The sequence below is a fragment of the Rathayibacter sp. AY1B7 genome, from assembly GCF_002932735.1.
Taxonomy (GTDB): Bacteria; Actinomycetota; Actinomycetes; order Actinomycetales; family Microbacteriaceae; genus Rathayibacter.
In genome coordinates this window covers 126,053-142,882 of the sequence record NZ_PSWK01000003.1, presented here as the reverse complement: position 1 = coordinate 142,882, position 16,830 = coordinate 126,053, and the positions used below count along the sequence as shown (strand labels likewise).

The window sequence follows — 16,830 nt, the reverse complement described above, 5'->3', positions numbered from 1 at the left end:
GGCTGTCGCGCCGTGGCGGGAGAGGTGCAGGGGGCGTCGCGGACGGGCGCGGTCAGCGGCGCGCGCGCTCCAGCGCGGCCAGGTGTCCGGGGTCGAGCTCGAGCGAGACCGCGCGCACCAGCGCGTCCACGTCGGCGGGTGAGCGCGGGGCGACCGTCGCGGCGGTCAGCCGCGGCCGGCCGAGCAGCCAGGCCAGGGCGACGGCGGCGGGAGCGGCCGAGAGCTCGGCACCGATCGCGTCGAGGACGGCGAGGACCCGGCGTCCGCGGCGCCCGAGGTGGGCGGCGGCGAGTGCCCCGTCGGGCAGGCGGCCGAGCTCGCGGCGGGTGCGCTCGGCGCCGCGGAGGAACCCGTGGGCGAGGGGGACGGTCGCGAGCAGGGCGAGTCCCTGGCCGGCGGCGACGAGGCCGAGATCGCCCTCCGAGCCGGGCCGCTCGAGCAGGTTCCAGCGGACCTCCGCGCCGGCGAGGCGGGGCAGCCCGTGGGCGGCCAGGACGCGCGCCTCGAACAGCTCCTCCGGGGAGAACCCGGAGGCGACCACCGACCGCACCAGCCCGCGCGCCAGCAGCACGTCGACGGCGCTGAGGAGCTCGTCGAGGCGTCCGGCCCCGTCGGGGCGGACCGCCAGCACATCGAGGCGGTCGGTGCGGAGGCGGCGCAGCGCCCCCTCGACACGGTCCACCAGCGCACGCGGCGTCGCGGGCGCGCCGACCGGAGCGGCGAAGCGGCCGATCAGGAGGAAGCGGTCCCGGTCGCGGTGTCCGGCGGGCCAGCCGCCGACGCCCTCCGCGAGGCTCGAGTCGGTGACGACGACGCCGTTGCCGCCCCACGCCGCGTAGCGCTTGAGCAGCGCGGCACCGTCGTCGCGGCCGAGGGCCGCCGCGTCGAGCACGAAGGGGAAGAGGTCGTGGCCGGAGTCGCCCATCGGCCGGCGGTGCGAGGGTGCGACGGCGGTCGGCTCGACGGGGCCGGTCTCGGCGAGGACGCCGCTCGAGGAGGCTGCGCGGGACGCCGCGGGCGGGAGCGGGACGGCACTGTGACGGGGAGCCCGCACGACGGCGCCGGTCCTGTCCCTGGGCACTCCACCACTCTCCCTGCGGCGGCTCGGGTCCCGCCAGGGGAGAGAGTATCCGAGCGCCGGAGCCGCCACTCCGCCGGGTCGCGCACGGTTCACCAGATCGTTACACGGGCGCCGCCGGCGGGGTCGACTCGCGCCGGCGAGCGGTGCGGCGGGCCCCTCCGTGTCGGCCGTCCGGGCTAGATTCGCGACCATGGACTCCGCCGCCCCGACCCCCTCCGAGACCGCCGACCTGGGGGTCGACGTGATCTGGCTCTCGCCGGTCTACCCGTCGCCGCAGCACGACAACGGCTACGACATCTCGGACTACGAGGACATCGACCCGCGGTTCGGGACGCTGGAGGAGTTCGACCTGCTCCTCGCGGAGGCCCACGAGCGCGGCATCCGCATCGTGATGGACCTCGTGGTCAACCACACGAGCGACGAGCACGCCTGGTTCGTCGAGTCCCGCTCCTCGCAGGAGGACCCGAAGCGCGACTGGTATTGGTGGCGCCGCGGGCGCCGCTCGGCCGAGCCCGGCCGCGAGCTCGAGGCGGCCGCCGGCGCCGGCCTCGACGTCGCCGAGCCGAACGGCTGGCGCTCCTACTTCTCCGGCCCGGCCTGGACGCTCGACCCGGCGACGGACGAGTACTTCCTCCACCTCTTCGCGGTGCAGCAGCCGGACCTCAACTGGGAGAACCCCGAGGTGCGGCACGCGGTGCACGCGATGATGAACCGCTGGCTCGACCGCGGAGTGGACGGCTTCCGGATGGACGTGATCAACCTCGTCTCGAAGGACGTCGGAGCCGTCGACGGCGAGCAGGGCGGCGCGGGCATCGTCGGAGGGGTGGGTCCGCGGCTCCATGAGTACCTCCGCGAGATGCACGAGGCCGTGTTCGCGCACCGCGAGGGCTCCTTCCTCACCGTCGGCGAGATGCCCGGGGTCACCCTCGAGGAGGCGGTGCTCGTGACCGATCCCGAGCGGCGTGAGCTCGACATGGTCTTCCAGTTCGAGCACGTCGGCATCGACCACGGAGTCGACAAGTTCCACCCGGTGCCGCTGGACCTGGTCGCCTTGAAGGCCAACCTCGCGCGCTGGCAGGACGGCCTGGCCGAGCGCGGCTGGAACAGCCTGTACCTCGGCAACCACGACCAGCCGCGTCTCGTCTCGCGCTTCGGGGACGACGGCGCGCACCGCTACGAGTCCGCGACCCTCTGGGCGACGCTCCTCCACCTCCAGCGCGGCACGCCGTACATCTACCAGGGCGACGAGATCGGGATGACGAACGTCCCGTTCGCCGGCATCGAGGACTTCCGCGACGTCGAGTCCCTGAACTACTGGGCCGAGGCCGTCGGCGAGCGCGGCGAGGACCCGGCGACCGTGCTCGCCGGGCTGCGCGCGCAGAGCCGCGACAACGCCCGCACGCCGGTGCAGTGGGACGACAGCCTCCAGGCCGGCTTCACGACCGGCGAGCCGTGGATCGCGGTCAACCCCAACGCCGCCGAGGTGAACGTCGCCGCCGATCGGGCCGCCGAGCGGTCGGTCTTCGAGTACTACCGGGCGCTGATCGCGCTGCGGCACGCCGACGAGACGGTGCAGCTGGGCCGCTTCGCGCTGCTGGAGCCCGAGCACCCCGCGCTCTTCGCCTTCACACGCACCGGACCGGGCGAGCTGCTCGTCGTCGGGAACGTGTCCGGTGAGCCGCTCGAGGTGCCGCTGCTCGAGGAGTGGGCGGCTGCCGAGACGGTCCTCGGCAACGTCGCCGGTGCGACCGGGTCGACGCTCGGCCCGTGGGAGGCGCGCATCCTGCGCCGCTGAACCGCGCCGCGCCCCGCTCCGAGCCCGGCGCGGGGCGCGGCGCGGCGCTCGACGGCGGCGGACCAGCGGGCGAGAGCCTCAGGCGGAGACGCGGTCCAGCTGAGCGATGTCGCTCCGGGTCAGCGGGAGCGCGGCCGCCGCGAACAGCGACTCGAGCTCCGCGGCGTTCCGCGCCCGGACGATCGCCGCCGAGACCTCCTGGTGCGAGAGCACCCAGGCGAGCGCGACCACGCCGGGCTCCGTGTCGTGGGCCCCGGCGATCTCGTCGAGGGCAGCGAGCACGCGGGAGCCGTGGCGGCCGACGTAGTCCAGGCCCGCCTCGAACAGGGCCGACTCCGGCTCGTCCGTGCGGCTGCGCAGGGCGCCGGTGAGGTAACCGCTCGCCAGGGGCAGCCGCGCGAGGGTGCCGAGCTCGAGCCGCACCACCTCGGGGGCGACGTCGGTCTCGTAGGTCCGGCGCTCCATCAGGCTGTACTCCGACACGACGGCCGAGAGCGACGGCAGCGCGAACGCGGTCGCCGTCTCGTGCAGCGCCGTGATCGCGGCTCCGCTGAAGTGCGCGGCGCCCAGCGCGCCGACCGAGCCGTCCGCCAGGAACGGCGCGACCGCCGCCAGGCTGTCGGCGATGGGGATCCCGGGGTCCTCGCTGTCGAACGAGAGCAGGTCGATCCGGGTGCCGAGCCGCTCGAGGCTCCCCTCGATCGCGATGCGGACGTCCTCCGGGGCGAGGCCCGGCGCGTCCGGGTGCCGGCCGACCTTCGTCGCGACCAGCATCCGCTCGCGCAGCCCGCTCTGCTCGAGCCAGCGGCCGATCATGTACTCGCTCCGACCGGTCGCGTAGTGGTCCGCGGTCGAGATCAGGGTGCCGCCGAGGCGGCCGAACGCGTCGAGCACCTCGGTGGTGTCGTCGATCCCGGCGGCCCAGCCGAAGACGGAGCCGTCGAGGGCGAGCGGATGCACGGGGAGGCCGGTCCGACCCAGGGTGCGTGAGAGGAGGGGCGTCTCCGGCTCGGTGGCCAGGGGCGTCGGGTCGGTCACGGAGTCCTCCGGTCGGGGCGGTGCGGCGCGGTCCCGCCACCGTACCCCATGCCCCCGTCGACGACGGACGCCCGCCCCACCGGAGTGGGACGGGCGTCACGGTCGTGCAGGAGGGATCAGCTCTCGGCGGGAGCCTCGGCCTCGGCCTCCTCGGCCACGACGGGCGCGAGGGACAGCTTGCCGCGGTCGTCGATCTTGGTGATCTGGACGAGCAGCTTCTGGCCGACTCCGAGGACGTCCTCGACGTTCTCGACGCGCTTGCCGCCGGCGAGCTTGCGGACCTCGCTGATGTGCAGCAGTCCGTCCTTGCCGGGGAGGAGCGAGACGAACGCGCCGAAGGTCGCGAGCTTGACGACGGTTCCGAGGAACTGCTCGCCGACCTCGGGGTTGGTCGGGTTCGCGATGGCGTTGACCTGCGCACGCGCGGCCTCGGCCGACGGACCGTCGACGGCTCCGATGTAGACGGTGCCGTCCTCCTCGATGGAGATGTCGGCGCCGGTCTCGTCCTGGATCGCGTTGATCGTCTTGCCCTTGGGGCCGATCAGCTCGCCGATCTTGTCGACGGGGATCTGCACCGAGATCACGCGGGGCGCGGTCGGGGCCATCTCGTCGGGCTGGTCGATGGCCGCCGTGAGCACCGCGAGGATCGTGGTGCGGGCGTCCTTGGCCTGCTTGAGCGCGGCGTCGAGCACCGACGACGGGATGCCGTCGAGCTTCGTGTCGAGCTGGATGGCCGTGACGAACTCGGCGGTCCCGGCGACCTTGAAGTCCATGTCGCCGAGCGCGTCCTCGGCGCCCAGGATGTCGGTCAGCGCCGCGTAGCGGGTCTGGCCGTCGACGACGTCGGACACGAGGCCCATCGCGATGCCCGCGACCGGGGCGCGCAGCGGCACTCCGGCGTTGAGGAGCGACAGGGTCGACGCGCAGACCGAGCCCATCGAGGTCGAGCCGTTGGAGCTCAGCGCCTCGGAGACCTGGCGGATCGCGTAGGGGAACTCCTCGCGGCTCGGCAGCACCGGCACGAGGGCGCGCTCGGCGAGGAAGCCGTGCCCGATCTCGCGACGCTTCGGCGATCCGACGCGGCCGGTCTCACCGGTCGAGTAGGGCGGGAAGTTGTAGTGGTGCAGGTACCGCTTCTTGGTGACGGGCGACAGCGAGTCGATCTGCTGCTCCATCTTGAGCATGTTCAGCGTGGTGACACCCAGGATCTGGGTCTCGCCGCGCTGGAAGATGGCCGAGCCGTGGACGCGCGGGATGACCTGCACCTCGGCGTCGAGCGGGCGGATGTCGGCCAGGCCGCGTCCGTCGATGCGCACGCCGTCGCGGAGGATGCGGCCGCGGACGACCACCTTCGTGACGGACTTGTACGCCGCTCCGACCTGGTTGTAGGCCTCGGCCGACAGCTGACCCGAGGCGATGCGCTCGGCGATCTGCTCCTTGACGCGCGCCTTGAGGGCGTCGTCGGCGTCCTGCCGCTCGACCTTGTCGGCGATCTGGTACACGCGGACGAGCTCGTCGTAGCTGAGCTCGGCGACGTTGTCGTAGGTCTCCTGCGCGTAGGGCAGGAAAACCGGGTAGTCCTTGACCGGCTTCGCGGTCTCGGCGGCGAGCTTCGCCTGCGCCTCGACGAGTGCGCGGAGGAAGGGCTTGGCGGCCTCGAGGCCCTCGGCGACGACGTCCTCGCTGGGCTTGGTCGCACCCGCCTTGATGAGGTTCCAGGAGGACTCCGTGGCCTCGGCCTCGACCATCATGATGGCGACGTCCGAGGAGCCGTCCTCGTTGGTGACGACGCGGCCCGCGACGGTGAGGTCGAAGACGGCGTTCTCCAGCTGGGAGGCCTTGGGGAAGGCGACCCACTGGTCGCTGCCGGAGCCGTCGGACATGAGCGCCAGGCGGACGCCGGCGACCGGGCCGGAGAACGGCAGGCCGGAGATCTGCGTGGACGCGCTCGCGGCGTTGATCGCGAGGGCGTCGTAGAACTCGTCCGGCGCGATGCTGAGGACCGTGATGACGATCTGGACCTCGTTGCGCAGGCCCTCGACGAACGAGGGGCGCAGCGGCCGGTCGATCAGACGGCAGACCAGGATCGCCTCGGTGGAGGGGCGGCCCTCGCGGCGGAAGAACGAGCCGGGGATCTTGCCGGCGGCGTAGGAGCGCTCCTCGACGTCGACGGTCAGCGGGAAGAAGTCGAAGTTGTCCTTCGGGTTCTTCGAGGCCGACGTGGCCGAGAGGAGCATGGTGTCCTCGTCGAGGTAGGCGGCGACGGCGCCCTGAGCCTGCTGCGCGAGGCGGCCGGTCTCGAAGCGGACGGTGCGGGTGCCGTACGAGCCGTTGTCGAGAACGGCTTCGGCGAATGTGATTTCAGGACCTTCCAAGAGGTCTGTCTCCTTAACGTCTGCAGCGGCGCCCCTTCTGGGCGCCGGCGTTCGTCGGAGCAGCGGTCCGGTCAGGAATCGAGACGATCCCACGGCAGGGCTTCGCGCCGTGCCGTCGTGTGGAGGGCGTTCGTGCTGGCCACCAGTAGAAGAGCTCCGGGCTGTCGCGACCTGTGCCGCGAGCGGGACGTGCCGCCTGCGACTCGTGCCGCGGCGGCCCGTGCTCTGTCGCACGCTGCCGCCGTCCGGGACTCCACCACCGAGGACCAGCTTCCTGCCGGCCTGCTCCGTGGCTCGAATCCTGGGTCGACCGGCGGTCGCTTTCGGATTCGGAACCGGTTCATGCTATCAGCCGCGGTGCGGTTCCTCCATGGACCGCGCCGACCCGGCCGGCCCTCCGCCCGTCAGCCCCGCGTCTCGTGCATCAGCAGCTCGACGCGCAGCCCGCCCCTCACCGTCACGATGCGGGCCGGCACGCGGGGCGACCTCCCCGCCTCCGAGAGCCGGGCGAGGGCGGCCTCGACCACGTTCTCGAGACCGCGCGGCACCTGGCCGACGAGCCCCGAGGGGCGCTGGGCCGCGAACAGGCGGACCGGCATCGGAGCGTCCACGCGCTCCTCCTCCGCGGTGCGGCGCGGGATCACGGCCGTGACCTCGTCTTCGCCGAGGGCGAGCACCCGCGCGATCTCGTCCTGGTGCGGCCGGGAGTCGGCGAGGCGGAGGAGGGTGTCGCCGCGCCGCGACTTCGGGCGCAGCTCGTAGTCGTAGTCGTCGAGCTTGCCCGAGCCGCGGTCGTCGGAGGGGAGGGGGTTCGCGTCGCCGCGTCCGAACGGGAAGAGCTTCATGCCCCCATTGTCCAGCGCGCGGCCCCTCCCCCGCTCGCGTCAGGCGGTGCGCCGCATCCGGGCGATCGCCGCGAGCACCAGGACGAGCACGACGGCGACGAAGCCGAGCAGGACCGGGACGGCCGGCAGGAGCGCGAGTGCGGCACCGATCGCCAGGACCGGCACCGCGAGGCCGAGGTAGGCGGCGAGGAACACGGCCGCGAGCACCTCGCCTCGGGTCTCGTCGGTGGCGAGCGAGCCGGCGACTCCGAGCGCCAGGCGGAAGAGCAGGCCCACGCCCGCTCCCGCGAGCACCCCGCCGACGATGAAGGCGGACACCGAGACGATCACGGCGCCGGTCGCGACCAGCAGCAGCCCGGCCGTCAGCGCCACGGCCGCGAGGCGGAGCGCCGTCCGCGAGGACAGCCGGATCGAGACCAGCTGCGCGACGGCTCCGGCGGCGAAGACCCCGAAGGAGACCGCGCCCGCCTCGAGGTGGGAGGTCTCGCCGAAGCGCCCGGCGAGGAAGGTCGGCGCCAGCGAGGTGAAGAGGCCGAGCACGGCGAACCCGGCGAACGCGCCGACCGCGGCCGAGAGGAAGACGCCGCGGGACGCGGCCGGCACGGCCAGGCGCTGCGGACGGTACGCCGGGAGGACCTCGCGCCGCTCGACCGTCTCGGGGACGAGCGCGACGCCGATTCCGAGGACGACCAGGAGGACGAGGAACACGGCGTACGGGACGACCAGGGGCTCGCGCACAGTCACGGCGAACACCCCGCCGACGAGCGGGCCGAGCGCCAGCCCGCCCATGTTCACGAGGGCGGAGACGGCGCGGGAGGTGCCGGGGCCCTCCTCCGGGCGGGCGACGGCGCGCAGCTCCGAGAGATGGGCGGTGGCCGTCGCGGTGAGCGCGCCGACGCCGAGCCCGGTCAGCAGGCGGGCGAGGATCAGCCCGGGCACGTCCGGCCAGAGCAGGAACACGGCGGCCGCCAGGACCTCGACGAGGATCGACGCGAGCAGGATCCGGCGGCGGCCGAGCCAGTCGCTGACGTGCCCGGCGAGGAAGAGGCTCGCCACGACTCCGACCGCGTACGCGGCGAAGACCACGGTGACGACGAAGGCCGGGAACCCGTCGCGCTGCTGGTAGATCGCGTAGAGCGGTGTCGGCACGGTCGAGAACGCCATCACCGTGAGGAAGGCGACGGCGATCACCCAGAAGCCGTGACGGTGCGGGAGCTCGCGGCGATGGACGGACGGGAGGGAGCGCTCGGTGGTGGTCACGGTGTCCACAGTGCTCCGCCCCATCATCCGTGTCCAACGGAGGATCTCGGTTGGATTGATCGTCCCTGCTGAATAATGGGCGGATGGACGACCGCCAGCTCGCCGCCTTCGTCGCCGTCGCCGAGGAGCTCAGCTTCACCCGGGCGGCCGCGCGCCTGTTCGTCGTGCAGTCGACCCTCTCGGCGAGCATCCGCTCGCTCGAGCAGGAGCTCGGCTCGCCGCTGTTCGCCCGCTCGACCCGGCGGGTGGCGCTCACCGCGGTCGGCGAGGCGCTCCTGCCCTCGGCCCGATCGGCGATCGACAGCCTCGACCGGATGCGCTCGCTCGCGGCCGACGACGCGGCGGGGCTCCGCGGGCGGGTGCGGGTGGGCACCTTCTCCGCCCTCGACCTCGTCGACCTGCCCGGCGCGCTCGGCGTCTTCCGCACTCGGCACCCGCTGGTGGACCTGCTCCTGCGCACCTCGACCACCGGCTCCACCGGTCTCGCCGAGGACCTGCGCCGCGGCCTGCTCGACGCCGCTCTGCTGGCACTGCCGGCGACGCAGCTGCGGGGCCTGGCGGTGACGCGGCTGGTGCGCAGCGACTACGTCCTGCTGGTGGAGAGCGCGCATCCGCTCGCCGCGGCGGTACCGCCCTCCCCGCAGGACCTCGACGGGCTCACCTTCGTGGACACGCCCGCCGGCTTCGGCAACAGGGTCGCCGTCGACCTCGCCTTCCGCGAAGCCGGGGCGTCGCGCCGGGTGGCCACCGAGGTCGCCGATCTGCCGGGGATCCCCCGCTTCGTGCAGGCGGGGCTGGGGCCGGCGATCGTGCCGCGCGCGGGCGTCGAGCCGCTGGAGGGCGTCACGGCCCTCGCGCTCGACTGGCCGGGGCTGGTCTGGGAGCTCTCGGTCTGCACGGCGCCGCGCCCCTCCGCCGCGGTGCAGGCGCTCACGGCCGTGCTGGCGGAGCGGTCGGCCTAGGCCTCAGCCCTCGCGCAGGGGGCCGCGGACGATCGAGTCGCCGGAGTGCTCCGGGTCGTCGTCGAACGGCTCCTGGGAGACGTCCACGAGCGGGTACTCGGCGAGGTCGACGTCGTCGGGCACGGCGAAGACGCCGTCGGTCCCGTCGAGCACGCCGAGCCCGACCAGCCCGGAGGCGTCGGCGGCGAGGAGCCAGACCTCCCGGTACGAGTCGTCCGCGCTCTGCGCATCGAGGTGCACGTGCAGGCGGCGGGTGCCGTCGGCGTCCTCCAGCTCGGCGGTTCCGCTCGCTCCCTGCCAGTCGGGGAGAGCGGCGAGATCAGCGCGCGCCACGACGGCGGCGGTGTCGTCGCTCCGCGAGGCCTGCCACCAGGCTCCGCCCGCGACCCCGATGACGAGCGCGCCGAGAGCGGCCAGCACGGCGCTCAGAGCGCGGGGCCGGCGGCGGCGCGCGGGACGGTGCCGTCCCCGGGGAAGGGCGAGCGGAGGCGGCACGGCAGCGGCCGACGACGGCAGGGCGCCGGGCCCGAGGTCGTCGAGGGCGAGCTCCTCGCGGATGCGGTCCCAGACGATCGCGGGCGGCGCCTCCAGCTCGACAGCACGGCTCGCACGGCCCAGGCCCGCGGCGTGGCCGAGCTCGACCAGCTGCCGGGCGCAGTCGGGGCAATCGCGCAGGTGGGCCTGCTCGGCGTCGCTCGAGTGCTCGCCGAGGGCGAGCAGGGCGAGCTCGTCGGGATCGAGGTGGGTCATGTGCTGCTCACCTCCAGGCGGGAGCGGAGCCGGTCGAGGCTGCGGCGGATGTGGCTCTTGACGGTACCGAGCGGCAGGCCGGTGCGCTCGGCGATCTCGGTGTGGGTGAGGTCCTCGTAGAAGGCGAGGCCGATCACCCGCCGGGGGACGGGATCCAGGCGGGCCAGCTCGTCGGCGATCAGGATCCGCGCCTCGAGGTCGACGGGGGCCTCCCCCTCCTCGACCGGCGTGACGGCGACGAGGGCCTCGGTGAGCCTCCGCTCGCGCGCCCGCGCCTCGTGCGCGTCCGCGATCCTCCTCCGGGAGATCCCGACCAGCCACGCTCCGAGAGCCGCCCGTCCGGGGTCGAAGCCCGAGTGCGAGGTCCAGGCCGAGACGAACACGCGCTGCACCACGTCCTCCGCGTCGCCGCGGTCGCCGAGCGAGCGCAGCGCCAGCGTGAAGACCAGCGGCGACCAGCGCGAGTACGCCTCGGCGAGCGCCGCCCCCTCCCCTGCGGCGAAGCGGCGGCCGAGCCGGGCCACGAGAGCGCTGTCGGCCTCGGCGCCGTCGGCGGGCTCGATGGTCTCGATCAGGGGGTCCCTCCAGGGCTGCGGGGAGCGCTGCCGCCCGGGGGCGTGCGGCGCTGCGAGGCTCATCGTACGTCGCTGAGGCTCGGGCGGGCGGGTCAGCCGGCCGGGACGGCCGTGACCACCACGTTGCTGAGGTAGTGGCGGGTGTCGTAGTCGAAGTCGCCGCCGCAGGTGATCAGGACCAGCCGCGGCGGTCCGTCGGCGGCGAACACGGCCGAGAGGTCGACCGTGGTCTTCTCCGTGGTCTCCACCGTCGAGACGGTGTACGCGCGCTCCGCGCCGTCCGCGCCGGTGAGGGTCACGGTCTGGCCCGGGACCGCCTTCTTCAGCTCGACGAACGGCCCGAGGCCGTAGGCGAGGGAGTCGACGTGCGCGGCGATCACGACCGTGCCCTCCGGCTCGTCGAGGCCGGCGCCGAAGCGGTACCAGCCGGCGACCTGCGTGTCGGGCACGAGCTCCATCGTGCCGTCGTCCGCGACTCCGACCGGCTCGACGGCCATATCGACGGGGAGCCCGTCGACGACGAGCCGCTCGGGAGCGAGCGCGGTGGGGGCGGGGGTCGCGCCGAGCCGGGCGTCCGCCACCGGGACGGACGGCACCGCTTCCGGCAGGGCCGCCGCGGGCGAGGAGGGGACCGTGGCCGGCACCGGCTGCTGGGGCGCCGAGGAGACGGCGGCGGGAGCGGGCTCCACCCGGGACTCCTGCGCCGCGCATCCGGCGAGACCGGCACCGGCCACGATCAGCCCGACCACGGCGAGGACGCGCAGAGGGAAGGGGCTCCGGCTCATGGCGTCCTCCTGGGTCGTGGTCGGGGGTGCCGGGACGGCCGCGCTCCAGCACGGCCGACCCGGCGGTCGGAGCCTCGGGTCAGCGACGCGAGGCGGCGGTGCGGCGGCCGATCAGCACGGCGCCGGCGGCGGCGAGGGCGGCGAGCAGTGCTCCGCCCCACCAGCCCGCGGCGGCGTCGGGACGGTTGTCCGCGGCGAGGCCGGCCTCACCGGCGGGGACGCCCGACGGCGAGGAGTGCAGTCCGTCGATGGTCTGCGTCGCGAGAGCGAGGTTGCCCTTCTCCAGGCTGCCCCAGGCGTAGACGATCGTGTTCACGCCCTCCTGGACCTGCACGTCGGCCGGGCCGATGACCGGCGCGGTGGTCCCGGTCGCGGCGACCACGGTCGAGATCGTGGCCGGGGCGAGGTTCAGCACGCCCTCGTTCGGGTTCGTCACGTTCGTCAGGACGGGCGACCCTCCGGCGAGGATGTCCACGGCCGGAGCGGCGGCGATGTGGCGGACCGTGAGCCGGCCCTCGCCCGCGGCGGTCTTCGAGATGTCATTGGTGAAGAGGGTCGCGGTGGGGGTGTTGTCCGGCTTGAGGTGCGCCGCGACGGTGTAGCTCTTCCCCGCCTCGAGGCTGATGTCGATCGGGCCGATCACGGGGGCGCTGGCGTCCGCGGCGGTGGAGGCCGTGATGGCGACCTTGTAGGTGCCGGTGGGGAGGTCGAGCGGGCCGGCGAGCGAGCCGGGGGTGAAGTCGTCGAGCGTCAGCTTGCCGTCGACGTAGACGTCGACCGGGGTATCGGGGACGGCGTGCAGGACCGAGAGGTCGGCCGAGTCGGCGTCGGCGGCGGCGGCGGGCGTGGCGGCGATGCCGACGACGGCCAGGGTTCCGATGCAGGCACCGGCGAGCAGGCTGCGGGAGAAGCGGGAGGTGGTCACGGTGTTCCTCTTTCACGATGGGACCCGCGTGGGGTCGGGGGGTGGTCGAGAAGGGCCTTCACCACTACTTCCGGCCGAGGCGCCTCCTCGGATGCACCCGGTCTGAGATTCTTCGAAAGAATTTCTGCCGGACACTTCGCGAGCCCCTCGCAGCGCTGGCCCGAGCGCCCGCGCCGGGCTAGCCTCCGACCAGGAGGTGCGGAGGATGGGCAGGCGCGGCGTGGTCCTCCTCCTCGCCGCCGCGGCGCTCACCACGGCGGCGGTCGCGGGCGTGCAGGGCTCCCTCGCCCCCCGGGCGCCGGTCGCCGACCAGGCCGCCGCCGCCTCCGACGCCCCCGCCCAGTGCGACGACGCCCGGGAGCTGCTGGCCGCCTCGTCCGCCTTCGAAGGCGGAGCGGGCGTGCCGGCCGGCCACCTCGTGGCCTGCCTCGACGAGGACCACCGGCGCCTCACGATCCACAACCGCACCCCCGTCGTCTGGAGTCTCGGCGACTCCTCGGTGCGGGGCGTGACGAGCGGGACGGACGGAGTGACGGGGCTGCTGAGCCTGCACGCGTCGCAGTCCTCCTCCGGGCTGCTCCTCGCACCCGGATCGGCGGCCTCGGTCTCGGCCGGCGACGGGAGGATCCGACCGCGGCCCGACGAGCCCTCGACCCGGCTGCAGCTCGCACTCACCGCGGTGGTCGCGGCTCAGGATCAGGCGATCGGCCCCTCCGCCGGTCCCGACAGCATCATCCGCGGCGCCGCGCTCACCTGCGCGGTCGTGGTCGCGGAGTCGGACACCGGCTGGCGGGTAACCTCGCCGCGGGCTCTCGCCGCGGCGGCCGAGGACTCGGTGTGCGCGCGCGACTGGGCCCGCGCCCAGCGGAGCGCGGCGGCCTGGCGGATCGCCCTGCCCGGGCTCGTCGACGCCGTGGAGGCTCCCGGCCGCCCCGAGGAGGACACGGCGCTCCAGCGGGCCGCGGCCGACTGGTTCTCGGCCTCGAGCGGCTACTCGTGGGGCGGAGTCGACCGCCCCGCTCCCCTGCCCTGACCGGCGCCGCGCGCCTCGTCTTCCCGGGAACGCGGAACGGGCCGCCCTCCGCGAGGAGGACGGCCCGTTCGGCAAGAAGTTCGCGGTGTCATCGAGACCGCGCCCTGCTCCGGGAGGAGCTAGCGGCGCAGACCGAGACGCTCGATCAGCGAGCGGTAGCGGTTGATGTCCACATCCGACAGGTAGCCGAGGAGTCGACGACGCTGACCCACGAGCAGCAGCAGACCACGACGCGAGTGGTGGTCGTGCTTGTGCTCCTTGAGGTGCTCGGTGAGGTCCTTGATCCGCTTGGTCAGGACGGCCACCTGCACCTCGGGGGATCCGGTGTCACCGGGGTGGGTCGCGTACTCTTCGATGATCGCCTTCTTGACATCTGCTTCGAGTGCCATATATGGGATCCCCTCTCTCTCGTTGCGCGGTGCCCGGCGCCTGATGCGTGGGCTCTCTTGATCCGCGGCCGTCGAACGGCAACCGGACGACTCTACCAGAGGGAGGGCGGCATCAGGAGCCGGTGGCCCGGTTCCAGAGCACGACGAGCCACGGCGAGACCAGCAGCTGCCAGTAGACGAGCACGAGGACGTTGAGGACCACGCCGATCCAGCCGGCGATCGGCGGGCGCTTCTCGCGACGCCGGGCGCGGAGGGTGGAGACGGCGAGCAGGATCCCGGCGAGCAGGACCGCGTGCACGAGCGCGGTGTAGAGCACGCCGACCAGCAGGTCGCTGACGGCCTGGTCGCCCGGGTAGGCGCCGAGCGAGATCAGGGCGTACCAGACGAAGAACGACAGCGGGACGGCGAGGACGGCCAGGAGGACCGAGACGATCCCGGCTCCGTAGCGGCGGAGGAAACCGCGAGCTCCCGAGGCCGTGGCACCGGTCCGAGCGGCTCCGGCGCGGACGCCGCCCGTGGAGCTGCGCCGACCGCCCGTGGCGGCCGCCGCGCGACGCGCGCCCGCCTCGGCGGCGGTGCGGATCGAGCGTCGCGAGGGGGCGGCTCCGGCTGCTCGCGGGGCAGGAGGACCCTGACGCCCGGGCGCGCCGTCGGATGACGTGCTCATGCCTCTCACCCTAGGGGATGACCCCTGAGCCCCCGGATCGGCGCGACGCGGCCCGCCGGGGCGGCGGAGTCAGCAGAATGGAGCGAGTGAGCCAGACCCCCCGCGCCCCCCGGCGCAGCCACGTCCTCGACGTCTCCCCCCTCCGCGAGTCCCCGGCCTTCGCCCGGCTCTGGGCCGGCAACGTGATCTCGGGCATCGGCGGCCAGATGACGATCGTCGCGGTCGGCCTGCACATCTACGAGCTCACCGGATCGACCCTCGCGGTCGCGCTGGTCGGCGTGGTGGCGCTGGTCCCGACCGTGATCGCCGGCCTCTACGGCGGGATGCTCGCCGACGCGTTCGACCGCCGCCTGGTGCTCCTGCTCGCCGCGGTCGTGGCCTGGGGCTCGACCGCGGGGATCGCGGCCCTCGCCTGGCTCGGCGCCGAGACCCCGCTCTCCCTCTACGTGCTCACCGCCGTGAACGCGGTGGCGACGACGGTGATCGTGACCACCCGGATGACGCTGGCTCCGCGGCTGCTCCGCACCGAGCTGGTCCCCGCCGCCGCCGCGCTGGGCGGCATCGCGAGCGGAGTCGAGGTGACCGTGGGGCCCGCCCTCGCCGGCGTGCTGGTCGCCTCCTCCGGCTTCGCGATCACGTACACGATCGACGTCGTGCTGTTCCTCGCCGCGTTCCTCGGCATCGCGGGGCTGCCGGCGCTCGTGCCCGAGGGCGAGCGGCAGCGGCCGGGGCTGGAGTCCCTCCGCTACGGCCTGGGCTTCCTGAAGGGCGCCCCGAACATCCGGATGTCCTTCCTGGTCGACATCGTGGCCATGACCTTCGGACAGCCGCGCGTGATCTTCCCGGCGGCCGCCGCCGTGCTGCTCGGCGGAGGCGCGGTGACGGTGGGCGCCCTCACGGCCGCGTTCGCGATCGGGGCGCTGATCAGCGGCGTCTTCTCCGGCCGGCTCACCGGGGTCCGCCGGCAGGGCCTCGCGATCGGCCGCTCGATCCAGGTGTACGGAGCGTTCGTCGTCGCGTTCGGCGCGGTCCTGCTCGGTGCCGCGCTCGTGCAGCACGACGCGTCGGCGCCGAACGCGGGGCTCATCGCGCTGGCGGCGGTCGCCCTGGCCGGCGCGGGCGCCTCCGACAACGTCAGCTCGATCTTCCGGCAGACGATGCTGCAGACCGCGGTCCCGGACAACATGAGGGGTCGTCTCCAGGGCGTGTTCATCGTCGCGGTGACGGGCGGCCCGCGGGTCGGCGACCTCTACACGGGACTGCTCGCCTCGCTCGCGCTGCTCTGGCTGCCGCCGCTCGCGGGCGGGCTCGCGATCATCGCGATCCTCGCCGCGGTGCTGCGCCTGCGGCCGGGGTTCCGCGCGTACGACGCCCTCCACCCGACGGCCTGAGCGGAGGGGCGTCTCCCTCGAGGCGGACGGGACAGCGCGCCCGCCCGCTCGGCTCAGGCCGGCGGACGAGCGCGCCGGGGATCAGTCTCCGGAGGCCGCGTCGGCGCCGCCGCCGTCGGTCAGCCGGTCGTCCGAGACCAGTCCGCTGTCGTCGTCGCGGCCCTCGACCCGCACCGGGCGGTAGACGTGGAAGCCGTCGTCGTCGGGCTCCAGCTCCCAGACCACCTCGACCTCCTCGCCGTCGATGTCGGCCAGGCGGGTGAAGGAGCGCTGCGGGGAGCCGTCGATTATCTCGAGGCGGATGCTCTCCTGCTCCGCTCCGCTGTCGAGGATGGCGGTGTACGTCGATTCGGTGTCCATGCCTCGACGCTAGACACGCGCGGGGAGGCGTCGCCACCCCTTGCGGCGGCGCGCGGTCCGCGTAGCGTCGGCACCATGACCGACACCGACATCACTCCCGCCGACTCCGACGACCGCGAGCAGATCACCGAGATGGTGAAGAGCGCCGGGATCGGGCTCCTCACCACCGTCAACGCCACCGGGCAGCTCGTCAGCCGTCCGCTCAAGGCCCAGGACATCGACTTCGACGGCGAACTGTGGTTCTTCACGCAGGACCCGTCGCCCAAGGTCGACGACATCCGCGCGAACCCGAGCGTCAACGTCGCGTTCGAGTCGAAGAAGGGCTACCTGTCGGTGGCCGGCTCGGCGACCGTCGTGCACAACCCGGCGAAGGTGGACGAGCTGTGGTCCCCGGCCGTCGCCGGCTGGTTCCCCGACGGCAAGGACGACCCGACCGTCGCGCTGATCCGCGTCAAGGCCGAGACCGTCGAGCTGTGGGCGACCGACGAGCCGCGTCCGGTGGTGCTGTTCAAGGTCCTCAAGGCCGCCGTCACCGGCGGACAGCCCGACATCGGCGAGAACCGCACCGTCTCCTTCGAGTGATCCCTCCCCCCGGGGCG

The 16,830-nt window shown here is 73.9% G+C and carries 17 protein-coding genes; 5 read left to right on the top strand and 12 right to left on the bottom strand.

Features of this window, described 5'->3' with window-relative positions; genetic code table 11:
• Nucleotides 1-52 precede the first annotated feature (52 nt).
• Entirely contained in the window at nucleotides 53-1,081 is a 1,029-nt protein-coding gene (locus C5C95_RS03045) for an aldo/keto reductase (RefSeq protein ID WP_146087037.1), read from the bottom strand.
• A 190-nt stretch (nucleotides 1,082-1,271) separates the two neighbouring features.
• Between C5C95_RS03045 and C5C95_RS03040 the strand changes: the two genes are divergently transcribed.
• Nucleotides 1,272-2,876 (top strand): alpha-glucosidase, encoded by a 1,605-nt coding sequence (locus tag C5C95_RS03040; protein WP_104323763.1) that lies wholly within the window; start codon nucleotides 1,272-1,274, stop codon nucleotides 2,874-2,876.
• Between the two features lie 78 nt (nucleotides 2,877-2,954).
• Here C5C95_RS03040 and C5C95_RS03035 read toward each other — a convergent pair whose 3' ends face one another.
• From C5C95_RS03035 to C5C95_RS03020, 4 genes are all read right to left on the bottom strand, one after another.
• Nucleotides 2,955-3,914: an aldo/keto reductase gene (locus tag C5C95_RS03035; protein ID WP_104268746.1), complete on the bottom strand. Its 960-nt coding sequence runs from the start codon at nucleotides 3,912-3,914 to the stop codon at nucleotides 2,955-2,957.
• Nucleotides 3,915-4,030: 116 nt separating this feature from the next.
• Complete coding sequence (locus C5C95_RS03030; protein WP_104323762.1) at nucleotides 4,031-6,289, bottom strand: polyribonucleotide nucleotidyltransferase; 2,259 nt, start codon at nucleotides 6,287-6,289, stop codon at nucleotides 4,031-4,033.
• 404 nt (nucleotides 6,290-6,693) lie between these two features.
• The gene (locus C5C95_RS03025) at nucleotides 6,694-7,134 is read right to left on the bottom strand and encodes a hypothetical protein (RefSeq protein ID WP_104226292.1); all 441 of its coding nucleotides are present in this window, start codon (nucleotides 7,132-7,134) and stop codon (nucleotides 6,694-6,696) included.
• Between the two features lie 39 nt (nucleotides 7,135-7,173).
• Nucleotides 7,174-8,394 (bottom strand): MFS transporter, encoded by a 1,221-nt coding sequence (locus C5C95_RS03020; RefSeq protein ID WP_258069636.1) that lies wholly within the window; start codon nucleotides 8,392-8,394, stop codon nucleotides 7,174-7,176.
• An 83-nt stretch (nucleotides 8,395-8,477) separates the two neighbouring features.
• Here C5C95_RS03020 and C5C95_RS03015 point away from each other — a divergent pair, with 83 nt between their 5' ends.
• Complete coding sequence (locus tag C5C95_RS03015) at nucleotides 8,478-9,356, top strand: LysR family transcriptional regulator (RefSeq protein ID WP_104323761.1); 879 nt, start codon at nucleotides 8,478-8,480, stop codon at nucleotides 9,354-9,356.
• Between the two features lie 3 nt (nucleotides 9,357-9,359).
• Here C5C95_RS03015 and C5C95_RS03010 read toward each other — a convergent pair whose 3' ends face one another.
• The 4 genes from C5C95_RS03010 to C5C95_RS02995 all read right to left on the bottom strand — a co-directional run bounded on the left by C5C95_RS03010 (nucleotide 9,360) and on the right by C5C95_RS02995 (nucleotide 12,391).
• On the bottom strand, nucleotides 9,360-10,106 hold the full coding sequence (locus tag C5C95_RS03010; RefSeq protein WP_104323760.1) for an anti-sigma factor: 747 nt from the start codon (nucleotides 10,104-10,106) through the stop codon (nucleotides 9,360-9,362).
• Nucleotides 10,103-10,744 carry an RNA polymerase sigma factor gene (locus C5C95_RS03005; protein ID WP_104323759.1) on the bottom strand — a complete coding sequence of 214 codons (642 nt, stop codon included), beginning with the start codon at nucleotides 10,742-10,744 and terminating at the stop codon, nucleotides 10,103-10,105. Before C5C95_RS03005 ends, C5C95_RS03010 begins: the two co-directional genes overlap by 4 nt.
• Nucleotides 10,745-10,773: 29 nt before the next feature.
• A complete protein-coding gene (locus tag C5C95_RS03000; protein ID WP_104262705.1) occupies nucleotides 10,774-11,466 on the bottom strand; it encodes a class F sortase in 693 nt (230 codons plus the stop codon).
• Nucleotides 11,467-11,545: 79 nt separating this feature from the next.
• Nucleotides 11,546-12,391, bottom strand: coding sequence for a DUF4397 domain-containing protein (locus C5C95_RS02995; RefSeq protein WP_104224813.1), 846 nt, complete (start codon nucleotides 12,389-12,391; stop codon nucleotides 11,546-11,548).
• 205 nt (nucleotides 12,392-12,596) lie between these two features.
• Here C5C95_RS02995 and C5C95_RS02990 point away from each other — a divergent pair, with 205 nt between their 5' ends.
• A complete protein-coding gene (locus C5C95_RS02990) occupies nucleotides 12,597-13,424 on the top strand; it encodes a hypothetical protein (protein WP_104323758.1) in 828 nt (275 codons plus the stop codon).
• Nucleotides 13,425-13,543: 119 nt separating this feature from the next.
• On the opposite strand, the gene rpsO is transcribed toward C5C95_RS02990, so the two are convergent.
• Both rpsO and C5C95_RS02980 read right to left on the bottom strand, forming a co-directional pair.
• The gene (gene rpsO / locus C5C95_RS02985) at nucleotides 13,544-13,813 is read right to left on the bottom strand and encodes a 30S ribosomal protein S15 (RefSeq protein WP_068252328.1); all 270 of its coding nucleotides are present in this window, start codon (nucleotides 13,811-13,813) and stop codon (nucleotides 13,544-13,546) included.
• 112 nt (nucleotides 13,814-13,925) lie between these two features.
• On the bottom strand, nucleotides 13,926-14,480 hold the full coding sequence (locus tag C5C95_RS02980) for a hypothetical protein (RefSeq protein WP_104224815.1): 555 nt from the start codon (nucleotides 14,478-14,480) through the stop codon (nucleotides 13,926-13,928).
• A gap of 86 nt (nucleotides 14,481-14,566) precedes the next feature.
• On the opposite strand from C5C95_RS02980, the gene C5C95_RS02975 reads away from it, so the two are divergent.
• Entirely contained in the window at nucleotides 14,567-15,871 is a 1,305-nt protein-coding gene (locus C5C95_RS02975; RefSeq protein ID WP_258072611.1) for an MFS transporter, read from the top strand.
• A gap of 81 nt (nucleotides 15,872-15,952) precedes the next feature.
• Here the strand turns inward: C5C95_RS02975 and C5C95_RS02970 are convergent, their stop codons facing one another.
• On the bottom strand, nucleotides 15,953-16,231 hold the full coding sequence (locus C5C95_RS02970) for a hypothetical protein (RefSeq protein ID WP_104323756.1): 279 nt from the start codon (nucleotides 16,229-16,231) through the stop codon (nucleotides 15,953-15,955).
• A 75-nt stretch (nucleotides 16,232-16,306) separates the two neighbouring features.
• Between C5C95_RS02970 and C5C95_RS02965 the strand changes: the two genes are divergently transcribed.
• The gene (locus C5C95_RS02965) at nucleotides 16,307-16,813 is read left to right on the top strand and encodes a pyridoxamine 5'-phosphate oxidase family protein (RefSeq protein ID WP_104323755.1); all 507 of its coding nucleotides are present in this window, start codon (nucleotides 16,307-16,309) and stop codon (nucleotides 16,811-16,813) included.
• Nucleotides 16,814-16,830: the final 17 nt, after the last annotated feature.